A 13881-nucleotide genomic window follows, 5' to 3' on the forward strand; every position below is an offset into this window, starting at 1 on the left:
CTATCGCGACTTCGGATCGAGGGCGTTGCGGACGGCTTCGCCGAGCATGATGAACGCCAGAACGGTGATGCTGAGCATGATCGACGGGTAGATCAGGATGTGCTGTGCCACCCGGATCTGGCTCGACCCGGTCGAGATGTCGATGCCCCACGAGATGGTCGGGTCGGCGAGGCCGAGGCCCAGGTACGACAGGGTCGCCTCGGCCGAGATGTAGACACCCAGCGAGATGGTGGCGACGACGATCACGGGCGCCATCACGTTCGGCAGGATGTGCCGGAACATGATCCGGCTGGTGCTCGCGCCGAGCGCACGGGCCGCCTGTACGTAGTCGGCCTCCTTGACGGCCATCACCGCACCGCGCATGACACGGGCGATCTGGGTCCAGCCGAGGAACGCCAGGGCCAGGACGACGACCCACACCTTGCGCTCGGAGAACGCCTGGAGGACGACCATCGCGCCGAGCAGGAAGGGCAGGCCCAGGAAGATGTTGGTGAAGCCGGAGAGGACCGCGTCCACCCAGCCGCCGAAGAAGCCGGACAGCATGCCGACGAGTCCGCCGAACACCGTCACCAGCGCGGTGACGCAGACGCCGACGGTGATCGAGGCGCGGGTGCCGTAGATGACGCGGGCGTAGACGCTGCGGCCCTGCCCGTCGTATCCGAGCCAGCCCTCCGAGCCGATCTTGCTCAGCTGCGGCTTGGTCAGGAAGTGGTGCGAGAGGTCCGCGTGGGTCGCCGACGCCCCGGTGAACAGACCGGGGAAGACGGCTATCGCCAGGAGGATGACGATGAGGACGGACGACACCAGGAAGTAGGGGTTGCGCCGCAGGTCGGCCCAGGCGTCGCCCCAGAGGCTGCGCGCCTTCTCGGCCTTCACGATCGCGGTCGGGTCCGCGACGGGGCCGTGGGTGTCTTCGGGCGCGGGTGCGGTCTTGGTCACGTCAGGCATAACGGATCCTCGGGTCCAGGACCGCGTACAGCAGGTCGACGAGCAGAGTCATGAACAGGTAGACGAGCACCAGGATGGTGACCAGGCCCACCAGGGTCGTGCCTTCGCGCCGGGTGATCGACTCGACGATGGTGCCGCCGATGCCCTTGACGTTGAAGACCGACTCGGTGACGACCGCGCCGCCCATCAGGGCGCCCAGGTCGGTGCCGAGGAAGGTGATGACCGGGATCATCGAGTTGCGCATCAGGTGCACGCCGATGATGCGGCGCTTGGGAAGCCCCTTGGCGACGGCCGTACGCATGTAGTCGGACCGCAGGTTCTCGGCCATCGTCGTACGGGTCAGTCGTGCCACGTACGCCAGGGACAGCGATCCGAGCACGATCGCCGGTGTGAGCAGTTCGCTCCAGGTCGCCTCGTTCGAGACGTTCGGTGAGATCAGCCCCAACTGGTCCGCGAACACGGACTTCACGATGTGGGCGAGCACGAAGACGGGGATCGAGATGATGAGCAGCGTCACGATCAGGACGGCGTTGTCGGCCAGCCGGCCGGCGCGCAGACCCGCGATCATGCCCAGGCCGATGCCGAGGATGATCTCGATGACGAACGCCATGCCCGCCAGCCGCAGCGTGACCGGGAAGGCGTCGCCGAGGACATCCGTGACGGGGCGACCGCTGGCTATCTGCTCGCCGAAGTCCTGGTGAAGGACCATGCCCTTCATGTAATCCCAGTACTGCACCAGAATCGGCTGGTCCAGTCCGAGCTTGTGCCGCATCGCTTCCAGAGTGGCCGGGTCGGCACCCTTGTCCCCGAAGAGCCCGCGCACGGGGTCGCCGGGCAGCGTGTAGACCATCAGGAAGATCAGCAGCGTTGTCCCGAGGAAGACCGGGATCATCTGGAGCAGTCGTCGTGCGACATAGCGCCCCATCATGCCTCCATGTAATAGGCGGCGGCAGCCGACGGGCCCTCCCCCGCCCCGACTCCCCTGTGGGGTGGTCGGTCGCGTGGAAGGGCCCCCCGGCCACTGCGTGCGGGCAGGCGCGGACCGGCTTTTCCTGCCGGTCCCGCGCGTGCGCGCGGACTACGTCGGTGTGGTTACTTCTTGACTTCGATCTGGGTCAGGATCGGGTCGCCGTCCTGCGCGTAGTCGACGTTCTGGACCTTCTCCGAGTAACCGGCGTTGACCTTGTAGTACCAGAGCGGGATGGAGGGCATGTAGTTCACCAGCTCCTTCTCGATCGCCTGGTACGCCGCGACGGACTCGTCGAGGCTCGCGGCGGAGTCCGCGGCCTTGATCTTGGCGTCGAGTTCCTTGTTGGAGAAGAAGCCGTTGTTACCGGCCGCGTTCGTGCGGAACAGGTCGCTGATGAAGTTCGCGTTCACCGGGTAGTCGAGCACCCAGCCACTGCGGTAGAACGACTTGACCTGCTTGGCGTCACGGGCGTTCAGGTCGGCCTGGAAGTCGGCCTTCGAGTCGCCGGCGCACGCGACACCGGTCGCCTGGGTGATGCTGTTGCAGACAGCCTCGACCCATTCCTTGTGGCCGCCGTCGGCGTTGAACTGGATGTAGATCTTGTTGCCGGGAACACCGCCGCCCTCCTTGATGAGGGCCTTGGCCTTGGCCGGGTCGTACTTGGTGACGTCGCCCGCGACGTCCTTCTGGTAACCGAGAACGCCCTGCGCGACCCAGCCGGTGGCCGGCTCACGGGTGCCCTGGAGCACCGTCTTGGTGATGGTGTCGCGGTCGATGGCCATCGACAGGCCCTGGAGGACCTTCGGGTCGGTGTCCTTCCACTGCTTGGTGTACATCGCGACGCCGATGGTCTGGATCGCGGAGTACGCCTTGTCGACGGCGCGGTCACCGAGGTCGGACCGGTAGACCGGGAGGTCCTTCGGCGCGATCTGGCGCAGCACGTCGACGTTGCCGGACTTCAGGTCCTCGTAGGCGGTTTCGAGGGTGGTGTAGTTCTTGAAGATCACACCACCGTTCTTCGCCTTGTCGGCACCCTTGTAGTCGTCGTTGCGGACGACCTTGATCTGCTTCTTGTGGTCCCAGCTGACGAACTTGTACGCGCCGTTGCCGACCGGCTTCTCACCGGCGGCCTTCGGGTCCGCGTAGAAGGACTCGGGCAGCGGGGAGAAGACCGTGTAGCCGAGCTTGTACGAGAAGTACGGGAGCGGGCCGTTGAGCTCGATGGTGAACGTGTAGTCGTCCACCTTCTTCAGACCGGACATGCTGTCCGACTTCGGCTTGGCCTTCGCGTCGTCCGGGTGGACGTCGGCGAAGCCCTTGATGTCGGCGAACCAGGACGCGTTGGTCTGGTTGTTCTTGATGTTGGCGGCCCAGTTCCAGGCCTTGATGTAGGACTCGGCCGTGACGGGGGTGCCGTCGTGGAACTTCCAGTCCTTCTTGAGCTTGACCGTCCAGAGCTTGCTGTCCTTGGTCTCGACAGACTCCGCGTTGATCATCTCAAGCTTGCCGGCCGGGTCGTAGTCGACCAGCTGCGAGAAGATCGCGTCGGTGACGATGCTGCCGTTCGACTCCATCGTGTTGGCCGGCTGCAGCGGGTTCTGCGGCTCACCGACCTCGACGGAGAAGATGCCGTCGGGGTTGACAGCGCCCTTGGCGCCACCCTTGCCCTTGTCGGCGTCGTCGTCGCCGCCGCCACAGGCAGTCGCAGCCAGGGCGATGATGGCCGCTCCCGCGACCCACTTGGCGCTCTTGGCACCACGCATGGGTTTCCTCCTCATGAGTCCACTTTTGACTACAAGAAGGGCACTGGGTCGATACACCGACACCCCTGACGGTGATCGTTTCAGTGCCCTTAGTGTGCTCGTGAGTCGGCGCACTCCCCACGGTGCGTGACCCATTGACCCGAGCTCAACGGAGCCAACTATTAAGTACGTCTGGGCCGTAAACCACACTTAAAGGGTCTCGGTTTGACAACATCCGTCACTTGCTAGATTCGAAATCCGGACAAACCGATCACAGACAGACACCCCCGAAACGGACTGTTAACACACGTTTCGGAGAGCGATATCCGATAGCCGGACGGATCGCCCTCACAAAACGTTTGACTTCCGCACCCCGGACCGTCGGACCGGCATTCCCCGTTGCCGCCCGGGTCCGGCGCGCGCCGAAGGCGCCCCATGACGGCGACACAGCAATCGGCAGCCACCGAACAAAGCTTCGATGACTGCCGATTGCCGACCTCCGGGGACCGCCCGTCTCGGGATGGTCCGGATCAGGACATGGGGCCGGCCGGCCCGCGCCGGAAGCGGCCCGGCCGGCTCAGGGGCGAGCCAGCGCCCAGACCCAGCCGACGGACCCTCCGAGGTTGAGGGCCTTGCAGTAGTACTCCGGCCCCGCCACGTTCGCGGCGTTGTTGCAGGCCTTCGCGCCGGCCGACGTGTAGCCGTACCACTGGACTATGACCTCTGCCGACGAGGTGCCCGCGGCAAGACCCACGGTCAGAGCCGCCGCACCCACCACGGTGGCGATCCTCGCCCTGAGCCGTCCCCGCGAAGCCGCTCCACCGCGCGTCACTGCACTCATGCTTTCCGCCCCTCGATCAACCGTCCGCTGCACCGCTCGGCACACCGACATCAGGGACATATCCGCTGTGCGGATACGTCGCCCCTGATAGCGGACTCAGCCTAGGGAAAGACCGCAGGACGTACAGACGGACGACCGATGCACACGAGATCCCCCTGACCGGAAGGGGCGTTTCCCCTTCCGGTCGGGTACGGATCAGGCAGTCGGCGCCGGGCCGGGTCAGTTGTGCTTGGCGCGGGACGCGGCGCGGCCGCGCTCCTTCTGGTCGAGGACGACCTTGCGGATACGCACGGTCTCCGGGGTCACCTCGATGCACTCGTCGTCGCGGCAGAACTCCAGGGACTGCTCCAGCGACAGCTTGCGGGCCGGCACCACGTTCTCCGTGGTGTCGGCGGAGGCCGCACGCATGTTGGTGAGCTTCTTCTCCTTGGTGATGTTCACGTCCATGTCGTCGGCGCGGGAGTTCTCGCCGATGATCATGCCCTCGTACACCTCGGTGCCGGCCTCGGTGAAGATGACACCGCGCTCCTGGAGGTTGACCATCGCGAACGGCGTCACCGTGCCCGAGCGGTCCGCGACCAGCGAGCCGTTGTGACGGGTGCGCAGCTCGCCGAACCAGGGCTCGTGGCCCTCGAAGATGGAGTGCGCGATGCCCGTGCCGCGGGTCTGGGTCAGGAACTCCGTACGGAAGCCGATGAGGCCGCGGGACGGGACGATCCACTCCATGCGGACCCAGCCCGAGCCGTGGTTCGTCATCGTCTCCATGCGGCCCTTGCGGGTCGCCATCAGCTGCGTGATGGCGCCGAGGTGCTCCTCCGGCGAGTCGATCGTCATGCGCTCGATCGGCTCGTGCGTCTTGCCGTCGATCTGCTTGGTGACGACCTCCGGCTTGCCCACGGTCAGCTCGAAGCCCTCGCGGCGCATCTGCTCGACCAGGATGGCGAGCGCGAGCTCACCGCGGCCCTGGACCTCCCAGGCGTCGGGGCGCTCGGTCTCCAGGACGCGCAGCGAGACGTTACCGATCAGCTCGCGGTCGAGGCGGTCCTTGATCTGGCGCGCGGTGACCTTGTGGCCCTTGCCGCCCTTGCCGACGAGCGGCGAGGTGTTCGCGCCGATGGTCATCGAGATGGCCGGCTCGTCGACCGTGATCAGCGGGAGCGCGATCGGGTTCTCGGTGTCGGCCAGGGTCTCGCCGATCATGATGTCCGGGATACCGGCGATGGCGCAGATGTCGCCGGGACCGGCCTTCTCGGCGGGCTTGCGGGTGAGCGCCTCGGTCATCAGCAGCTCGGTGATCCGGACGTTGGACTGCGTACCGTCGCGCTTGATCCAGGTGACCGTCTGGCCCTTGCGCAGCTCGCCCTGCTCGACGCGGCAGAGCGCGATGCGGCCGAGGAAGTTGTCGGCGTCGAGGTTGGTGACGTGCGCCTGGAGCGGGGCGTCCTCGTCGTACTCGGGGGCCGGGACCGTGGAGAGGATCGTGTTGAAGAACGGCTCCAGGCTGGTGCTGTCCTGCGGGACCGTGCCGTCCTCCGGCTTGGTCAGCGAGGCGACACCGTCACGGGCGCAGGCGTAGACGATCGGGAACTCGATCTGGTCCTCGTCGGCGTCCAGGTCGAGGAAGAGGTCGTACGTCTCGTCGATGACCTCGGAGATCCGGGAGTCCGGCCGGTCCGTCTTGTTGATGCAGAGGATGACCGGCAGCTTCGCGGTGAGCGCCTTGCGCAGCACGAACCGGGTCTGCGGCAGCGGGCCCTCGGAGGCGTCGACCAGCAGCACGACCGCGTCCACCATCGACAGGCCGCGCTCGACCTCGCCGCCGAAGTCGGCGTGGCCGGGGGTGTCGATGATGTTGATCGTGATGACGTCGCCGCCATCCTTGGGGTGGTACTTCACGGCCGTGTTCTTGGCCAGGATCGTGATGCCCTTCTCACGCTCCAGGTCGTTCGAGTCCATCATGCGTTCGTCGAGGTTCTCGGCGGCGTGCGCGGCGAAGGCGCCGGCCTGCCTGAGCATGGCGTCGACCAGCGTGGTCTTGCCGTGGTCGACGTGGGCGACGATGGCTACGTTACGGATGTCGTGGCGCGTGGGCATGGGTGGCTTGCGCTTCTCTCGGATCGGGGATTCAGGCGTCTTAGTCGGTCTTGAGTCCTCGTACGCCCGCCGGGCGGACACGCCACGGCTCGTCCCATGTTACGGGGCAGCCGCCGCTGCGGCTTCCCCGGCAGGTTTCCCGGGTCAATGGAATGGGCACGGCCGTGCCCGCCGGTGGGCCGGCGGGCACGGCCGTTGAGCTGCCTGCGTTCTTTCCGGTCCGGCTCCGACCTGCTACTTCCTGCCGTGTGCCGGAGCGCCCGCGGCCCGCGGGGCCTGGTAGCCGATGTCCTGGTAATGCGGCACCCCGAAACCGAAGGCCCCGACGTTCACGAGCTTCCGGTCGGCCGCGACGAGCTGGGGGCGCTGGAAGAGGGGAATGGACCCGGCGGCGGCCCAGATCCGTGCGTCCGCCTGCTTCATCAGGTCACGGGCCGTCTTCTCGTCCAGCTCCGAGACCGCCTGGTCGAAGAGCTGGTCGATGTGGTCCGTGCCGACACGGGTGTAGTTCTGCTCGACCAGCAGCGAACCGTCGCTCGCGGGCACCGGCTTGGCGAAGATCGGGCGGTCGTCGGTGGCCGGGTAGGCGCTGGCGGGCCAGGAGTACAGGGCCATGTCGTAGTCGCCGGACGCGACGTGGTCGCGGAAGTAGCTCTCGTCGGAGACCTTGGTGATCACCGTGCGGATGCCGATCGTGTCGAGCATGGCCGCGATCTTCTCCCCGACGCTGCGCAGACCGGCGGAGCCGGGCCCGGAGGGCAGGACGAAGCGCAGGCTCAGCGGCTTGCCGTTCTTGCCGAGCGGTCCGCGGGCCACGTCGGGCGCCTGGGCCGGGGCCGCGGTGCCGGCCGGGGCGTAGGCGCCGGCCGCGCCGCCGGGCTGCCGGTCCTGGGCCAGGACCACGTCCCGGGCGTCCTCGGACGCGCCCGTGTTCCCGAGGTGTCCGGCCTGGCGCAGCAGGGCGGCGCTCTGCGCGGCGGCGGCGGGGGCGGGCGCGATGACGGGGGCGGCGCCGGGCTTGTTGTCGTCGCCGACGATGTAGAGGCCGTCGCCGGCGGAGGGCTCACCCGCGGCGGCGCGGCTCGCCTTGCCGTCGTCCCCGGCCTTCTTCTCCGCCGCCTTGTCCTCCTTCTCCCCTGCCTTGCCCTCCTCCCCTGCCTTCTTCTCCTCGGCCTTCTTCTCCTCCGCCTTCTTCTCCGCCGCGTCCTTCTGCTGCTTCTCGCCCTCGCTGCCGGCCTTGGTGCCGTCGCTCTGCTTGAGGGCGCCCTCGCGCGTCCAGCCCGCGTCGGCGAGCAGCGCCTGGGCCTGTTCGGTGTCGTGGCCGCCGAGCGCCTGGCTGCCGTCCTTGTACGCGGGCTGCCCGGCGAGGGCGAGGTGGCTGCCGAGCGGCTGCGCGGGCAGGCCGAGCGGCTTGAGGACGGTGTCGGCGAGCTCCTGCCGGTCCAGGGCGCGGGCCACGGCCCGGCGCACCCGGTCGTCGGCGAGCGGCCCGGTCTCGCCGTTGAGCGCGAGCTGGGTGTAGGCGGGCTCCATCGCCTTGCGGACGGCGTAGGCGCGCAGCCCGCTCTGCTCGGTGGCGTACGCCTCGGCGGCCTTGGCCTTGTCGTCCCTGGCCTCCTGCTCCTCCTCGGCCGCCTCCTCGTCGGAGCCGTGCGCGACCGCCCAGGAGCGCAGCGCGGCGGCCGGGGTCAGCTCGGCGCCCGGCCCGGCGGCGGGCTGTGCGCCGCCGCCGCCCTCGCGGGCGGCCTGGGCGATGCGGTGGGCGGCGGTCGCGTCGATGTCGGCGACGTCGATGGTGCCCTCGGCCAGCGCGTCGGTGCGGTCCTCGGGCTTGACCGCCTTGAAGACCAGCGAGTCGAGCTTGGCCCGGCTGCCCCACCAGCGCGGGTTGCGGGTGAGCGTGACGGACCCGGTCTTCTTGTCCACCTCACGCAGCCGGAACGGTCCCGCGGTCGCCTTGACGGTGGTCCGGGCCCCGTCGTTGAAGGCGTCCGGGGAGCCGGTCACCTGCTTCGGGTACAGCGGGGAGAACAGCGAGCGCCAGTCCGCGTACGGCTTGGCGAAAGTGACCTTGACCTCCAGGTCGTCGGCGCCGCGTTCGATCTTCTGGATGCGCTCGTACCCGGCGTTGCGGGCGGTCCAGAACGCGGAGTCCTTGCCGCTCAGCGCGCGCCACTGGGCGACGAAGTCCGGCGCCCCGATCTCGCGGCCGTCGCTCCAGACCGCCTGCTGGTTGAGCCGGTAGACGACGACCTGCCGGGGCTCGCGCTCGACGACCTTCGCGGATTCCAGGTAGTCCGGGTTCAGTTGCGGCATGCCCTTGGAGTCGAGCGGGAAGAGCGTCGGCAGCAGGGCTCCGGTGATCCGGGTGGTGGCGCTGTCGGCGTCCGCCTGGAAGGCGTTGAGGGTGGCGGGCATCGCGTCGATCGCCCAGGTGACCTTGCCGCCTTCGGCGATCTGCGAGCGGGCGGCGGGTGCCACGTCCTGCGGGACGACGACGGCGGCGGGCGTCTCCTCACCGCTGGAGCTGCATCCGGCCAGGGCGGGGATCGTGAGCACGCCCGTGGTGAGGAGGGCGAGCGAGCGCTTGCGGGCCGTCCCGCGCGGGACGCCGACGTGGGACATGGCTGTTACCTCCGGGGACGGCCCGGCCCGCCCGCAGCCGAAGGGGCCGGATTCTGCGTGTTTGGTGGCATTTGCAGTTGATCACACTGATTCCGCCCCTCCACTGAAGGTGGCTCCGCGCGGGAAAGTGGTGCCGACACGGCGTGTCCGCCCGAAAGCTCACCCATGCGGCGGAGCGCCGCGACCCGGCCGGCCACGACGCTCCGCCGCATGGGTGTGGGCCCGCCGCTCAGCCCAGGAGCTTGACGATCTCCTCCGTGGTGCCGGTCTCGCCGAGGCGCGGGAAGATCCGCTGGACGCTGTTGTCATGGGCCTCGGCGCTCATGTCGGTCATGGCGTCCGTGGCGAGGGTGACGTGGTAGCCGTGCTCGTGGGCCGAGCGGGCCGTGGACTCGACGCCGATGCTGGTCGCGATCCCGGCCACCACGACCTGGGTGACACCCCGGCGGCGCAGCTGGAGGTCGAGGTCGGTGCCGTAGAAGGCGCCCCACTGCTGCTTGGTGACGACGATGTCGCCCTCGCGCGGGCCCAGCTCCGGGACGATCTCCGCCCAGTCGGCGGCCGGCTTGCCGGAGCGGGCGGGGCCCTCGGTGCGGCCGGGGGCGCCTCCGGTGACGCGGACCAGGACGACCGGGAGGCCCTTGGCCCGGAAGGCGTCGGCGAGGGTCGCGGCGCGGGCGACGACCTCGGCGGTGGGGTGGGCGCCGGGCAGGCCGGTGATGCCCTTCTGGAGGTCGACGACGATCAACGCGGTGTTCGGGTCGAGAACGGTGGCGGTCATGGTGGTGCTCCTCGGGATGGATGGGGTCGCGCGGGCCGGACGGGCCGGCGCGGGATCAGGTGCGGCCGCGCGGGGCGCGGCCGGTGAGGGTGAGGACGATGGGCAGGACGCCCGGTACGGCGGCGGCGAACGGGGCGGAGGAGGGCCGGGCGGGCACGGGGCGCGGGGCGACCCGCCCGATCCGGGCCGACTCGAACAGCAGCGAGGTGGTGAGCCCGGCGGCGGGTGCCGTACGCCGCGGGCGGACCGCCGCGCGTGTCGCCGCGGGAAGCACCTCGCGAACGGTCACGAACCGACCAGGCGCTCGATGAGGGCGACGGCCTCCGCGACCGTGCGCCGCTCGTGCCCGTCGAGTTCGGCGGCGACGGCCTCAGCCAGCCAGTTCCGCTTGGCGGCCCGGACCTCGGCGAGCGCGGTACGCCCGGCGTCCGTGATCGACATGACCGATTTACGCCCGTCGGCAGGGTCCGGCGCCCGCTCCACGAGCCCCTGCCCCTCCAGCGCGCCCAGGGTCAGCCGCATGGACTGGGGGCGTACGAACTCCGCTCGCGCCAGATCCGCCGTGGTCGCGGCTCCCCCGTCGTCCAGCCGGGCCAGCACGGAGCGCTGGGTCGGCGTCAGCAGGGACTGCGACGACGAGGAACGCAGCCGCCGCAGCAGCCGGCCGACCACGGAGGCCAGCTGGTTCGCCACCTCCTCGGCCGAGGGATCAACCGGGGCATCGACGGAGAGATGGGCAGAGGGGCCGGCGGGGGGATCGGCGCGTGGCCCTTCCGCCGGCCCGCCGGGTGCTTGCGTCATACATGCACCGTAGAAGATGGACAGGCCACCTTGCAAGGCAACCTGTCATTCCCGTACGACCCGCTGCCGCACCGGCCGCCGCACCGCCCGAAGCCGGTCACCGCCGCCGGGTCGCGACCCCTCGAAGGCGGACATAGCCTCACAAACGTGACGCCGCCTGTGAGCCGTACCCGGATCCTCATACCGGGCCGGGCGCTGCTCGCCGTGCTGCTGACGGTGTGCTGGCTGGCCCTGCCCCCCGCCCCCTTCGCACGCGCCGACGGACCGATCACGCTCTCCCGCGACGGGCAGATCACCGACAGGGTGGGCGCGCTCGGCCACCGCGGGCCCCAGGTGGTCACGGCGCTCGACCGGCTCTACGACAAGCACCGCGTCCAGCTCTTCGTGGCGTACGTCCGTGACTTCTCCGGGCGCTCCCCGCAGGACTGGGCCGACGAGACGGCCGACCGCAACGGACTCGGCCGCGACGACGTCCTGCTGGCCGTCGCCACCCACGCCCGGCAGTACGCCTACTCCGTCGACCAGGACTCCCCCCTCACCGACGCGCAGCTCCGGGACGTGGCGAACACCGCAGTCGAACCCGCGCTCAGGCAGCACGACTGGGCGGGCGCCGCGATCGGGGCCGCCGACGGATACACGGCCGTCCTGTCCGGCGAGGCCGTCCCCACCCCCACGATCAAGCCGGGCGCCGACGACCCCGGCGCGGGCTCCGGCGGGACCGGCACCGGCGACCTGCTCCTGCCGGTCGTCCTCGTCGGCGCCATCGCAATCGTCGCCGCGTACGCCTTCCTCCGGCGCAAGAGGCGTGCCACCAGCCGTACGACGCCCGGCGCCACGGGCTGGGGACCGGCGGGCCCGGGACGGGGCGGGGCCGAGCCGCCGCCCGCCCCGCTGCCCGAACTCGACGCCCGTGCCAAGGAGACGCTCGTCGCCACCGACGACGCGGTGCGCACAAGCGAGGAGGAACTCGGGTTCGCGACCGCCCAGTTCGGGGAAGAGGCCGCCGCGCCCTTCACCGAGGCGGTGGCCTACGCCAAGGGCGAGCTGACGGCCGCGTTCCGGCTGCGCCAGCAGCTCGACGACGCCTTCCCGGAGGACGACGCGACCCGCAGGCGGATGCTGGACGAGATCATCAGCCGCTGCGCGGACGCGGACGGCCGGCTGGACGCGGTCTCCGAGGACTTCGACCGGCTGCGCGAGCTGGAGCGCGACGCCCCGCAGGCCCTCGCCGCCGCCGAGACCGCGTTCCGCGAGCTGGCCGGCCGGGTCTCGGCGGCCGAGGCGGCGCTCGCCTCGATGCGCGAACGGTACGCGGACGGGGCGTCGGCCCCCGTCGCGGGCGACATCGAGCAGGCCAAGGACCGGCTGGTCTTCGCCACCTCCTCGCTCAACCGGGCCCGGCAGGCGGTGGACGGCGGCGACCACTCGGCCGCGGCCGTCTACGTACGGGCCACCGAGGGCGCCATCGGCCAGGCCGGCACCCTCGTCGACGGTGTCGAGCGGCGCGCCCGGGAGCTGGACGAGGCGGCGCGGAAGCTGCCGGCCGCGCTGACCGAGATGGAGACGGACCTCGCGGACGCGGACGGGCTGCTCGAAGGCACCGCGCCGGGGGCGTCCACGGCGGACCTGCGGGGCCGGATCGCCCGCGCACGTTCGGTGGCCGGAGATGTGCGCGGGGAACAGGGCGCCGGCCGGTACGACCCGATCGGAGCGCTGCGCCGGGTGGAGGAGGCGGACGCGGCGCTGGACGAGGCTCTGGCCGGTGCGCGCGAGCGGGAACAGGGCGACGTGCGGGCCCGCTCGCTGCTCGATCAGGCGATGCTCACCGCACGCTCGGCGGTGGGCGCCGCCGCCGACTTCATCACCACGAACCGGGGCGCGGTCGGCAGCGGGGCCAGGACCCGGCTCGCGGAGGCGCAGCGCCGGCTGGAGCGGGCCCGCGAACTGGCCGGTACCGGCGACCCGCAGGCCGCGCTGGCCGAGGCGCAGCGGGCGGACGCGCTGGCCGTCGAGGCACGCGGCCTGGCCGAGCAGGACGTACGGGGATACGGCGGCGGTCCGGGCGGCATGGCGGGCGGGGGCGGCGGGGGCATGGGCGGCGCGGTCCTCGGCGGCATCCTGCTCGGCGGGCTCCTCGGCGGGGGCGGCCGCCGGGGCGGCGGCTTCGGCGGGGGCGGCTTCGGCGGCGGAGGTCTCGGCGGCGGCTTCGGCGGGGGCGGCGGGCCGGGAAGCTTCGGCGGCGGGGGCACCCGGGGCCGGCGCGGCGGAGGCGGCCGCTTCTGAACGGCCTGTACGCCCCGCCCCGCCCCGACCCGACCCGACCGAGCAGCAGACCGGACACACAGGAGAGGTGCCATGAGCAAGCAGACCATTCTCGGACGCGTGACCCAGCTGGCGAAGGCCAACATCAACGCCCTGCTCGACCAGGCCGAGGACCCGCAGAAGATGCTGGACCAGCTGATCCGCGACTACACGTCCAACATCGCGGAGGCCGAGCAGGCCGTGGCCGCCACCATCGGCAACCTGCGCCTGATGGAGCAGGACCATGTCGAGGACGTCGAGGCGGCGAAGGAGTGGGGCGGCAAGGCGCTCGCCGCCAGCCGGAAGGCCGACGAGCTGCGGGCGGGCGGATCGGGCCCCGAGGCCGACAAGTTCGACAACCTGGCCAAGGTGGCGCTCGGCCGCCAGCTCCAGTCGGAGAAGGAGGCGAGGACCGCCGAGCCGACCATCGCCGCGCAGAACGAGGTGGTCGACAAGCTCAGGACGGGCCTGGACCGGATGAGGACGAAGCTGACGGAGCTGAAGGCCAAGCGCGACGAGCTGGTGGCACGCGCCAAGTCCGCGCAGGCGCAGAACCGGATGACGGACGCCGCCAGGAACATCAATGTCCTCGACCCGACGAGCGAGCTCAGCCGGTTCGAGGACAAGGTGCGGCGCGAGGAGGCGCGGGCGCTCGGCGAGCAGGAGCTGGCCGCCTCCTCGCTGGACGCCCAGTTCGAGCAGTTGGACGCGCTGGGCGACAGCGCCGAGGTGGAGGCCCGCCTCGCCGCGCTGAAGACCACGAAGTAAGCCCCGCCCG

11 protein-coding genes are annotated in these 13881 nt (G+C 70.6%); 2 read left to right on the forward strand and 9 right to left on the reverse strand.

All coding sequences use genetic code 11. The features are described from left to right. The 9 genes from B082_RS0102505 to B082_RS0102545 form a co-directional block, all read right to left on the reverse strand. The gene (locus tag B082_RS0102505) at nt 1-948 is read right to left on the reverse strand and encodes an ABC transporter permease (RefSeq protein ID WP_018550241.1); all 948 of its coding nucleotides are present in this window, start codon (nt 946-948) and stop codon (nt 1-3) included. Beyond that, nucleotides 941-1873 carry an ABC transporter permease gene (locus tag B082_RS0102510; RefSeq protein ID WP_026249353.1) on the reverse strand — a complete coding sequence of 311 codons (933 nt, stop codon included), beginning with the start codon at nt 1871-1873 and terminating at the stop codon, nt 941-943. The genes B082_RS0102505 and B082_RS0102510 overlap by 8 nt, the downstream gene beginning before the upstream one ends. Nucleotides 1874-2040: 167 nt before the next feature. Further along, a complete protein-coding gene (locus B082_RS0102515) occupies nt 2041-3681 on the reverse strand; it encodes a peptide ABC transporter substrate-binding protein (RefSeq protein ID WP_018550243.1) in 1641 nt (546 codons plus the stop codon). 556 nt (nt 3682-4237) lie between these two features. Beyond that, nucleotides 4238-4501, reverse strand: coding sequence for a hypothetical protein (locus tag B082_RS0102520; RefSeq protein WP_158688847.1), 264 nt, complete (start codon nt 4499-4501; stop codon nt 4238-4240). A 219-nt stretch (nt 4502-4720) separates the two neighbouring features. Continuing rightward, nucleotides 4721-6595: a translational GTPase TypA gene (gene typA / locus B082_RS0102525; protein ID WP_018550245.1), complete on the reverse strand. Its 1875-nt coding sequence runs from the start codon at nt 6593-6595 to the stop codon at nt 4721-4723. A gap of 234 nt (nt 6596-6829) precedes the next feature. Next, nucleotides 6830-9220 carry an ABC transporter family substrate-binding protein gene (locus B082_RS0102530; RefSeq protein WP_018550246.1) on the reverse strand — a complete coding sequence of 797 codons (2391 nt, stop codon included), beginning with the start codon at nt 9218-9220 and terminating at the stop codon, nt 6830-6832. Nucleotides 9221-9449: 229 nt separating this feature from the next. Beyond that, entirely contained in the window at nt 9450-10001 is a 552-nt protein-coding gene (locus tag B082_RS0102535; protein WP_018550247.1) for an isochorismatase family protein, read from the reverse strand. Nucleotides 10002-10056: 55 nt separating this feature from the next. Then, complete coding sequence (locus B082_RS0102540; protein WP_018550248.1) at nt 10057-10290, reverse strand: hypothetical protein; 234 nt, start codon at nt 10288-10290, stop codon at nt 10057-10059. Further along, nucleotides 10287-10802 (reverse strand): MarR family winged helix-turn-helix transcriptional regulator, encoded by a 516-nt coding sequence (locus tag B082_RS0102545; RefSeq protein ID WP_234018103.1) that lies wholly within the window; start codon nt 10800-10802, stop codon nt 10287-10289. The genes B082_RS0102540 and B082_RS0102545 overlap by 4 nt, the downstream gene beginning before the upstream one ends. Nucleotides 10803-10961: 159 nt before the next feature. Between B082_RS0102545 and B082_RS0102550 the strand changes: the two genes are divergently transcribed. Further along, on the forward strand, nt 10962-13085 hold the full coding sequence (locus B082_RS0102550; protein ID WP_018550250.1) for a TPM domain-containing protein: 2124 nt from the start codon (nt 10962-10964) through the stop codon (nt 13083-13085). A gap of 72 nt (nt 13086-13157) precedes the next feature. Beyond that, nucleotides 13158-13871 (forward strand): PspA/IM30 family protein, encoded by a 714-nt coding sequence (locus B082_RS0102555; protein WP_018550251.1) that lies wholly within the window; start codon nt 13158-13160, stop codon nt 13869-13871. Nucleotides 13872-13881: the final 10 nt, after the last annotated feature.

It is taken from the genome of Streptomyces sp. ATexAB-D23 (assembly GCF_000373645.1).
Lineage (GTDB): Bacteria > Actinomycetota > Actinomycetes > Streptomycetales > Streptomycetaceae > Streptomyces > Streptomyces castrisilvae.

Coding starts and splice junctions, on each gene's coding strand:
- B082_RS0102505 (WP_018550241.1), bottom strand. CDS start 948: ATGCCTGACGTGACCAAGACCGCACCCGCGCCCGAAGACACCCACGGC.
- B082_RS0102510 (WP_026249353.1), bottom strand. CDS start 1,873: ATGGGGCGCTATGTCGCACGACGACTGCTCCAGATGATCCCGGTCTTC.
- B082_RS0102515 (WP_018550243.1), bottom strand. CDS start 3,681: ATGCGTGGTGCCAAGAGCGCCAAGTGGGTCGCGGGAGCGGCCATCATC.
- B082_RS0102520 (WP_158688847.1), bottom strand. CDS start 4,501: ATGAGTGCAGTGACGCGCGGTGGAGCGGCTTCGCGGGGACGGCTCAGG.
- typA (WP_018550245.1), bottom strand. CDS start 6,595: ATGCCCACGCGCCACGACATCCGTAACGTAGCCATCGTCGCCCACGTC.
- B082_RS0102530 (WP_018550246.1), bottom strand. CDS start 9,220: ATGTCCCACGTCGGCGTCCCGCGCGGGACGGCCCGCAAGCGCTCGCTC.
- B082_RS0102535 (WP_018550247.1), bottom strand. CDS start 10,001: ATGACCGCCACCGTTCTCGACCCGAACACCGCGTTGATCGTCGTCGAC.
- B082_RS0102545 (WP_234018103.1), bottom strand. CDS start 10,802: ATGACGCAAGCACCCGGCGGGCCGGCGGAAGGGCCACGCGCCGATCCC.
- B082_RS0102555 (WP_018550251.1), top strand. CDS start 13,158: ATGAGCAAGCAGACCATTCTCGGACGCGTGACCCAGCTGGCGAAGGCC.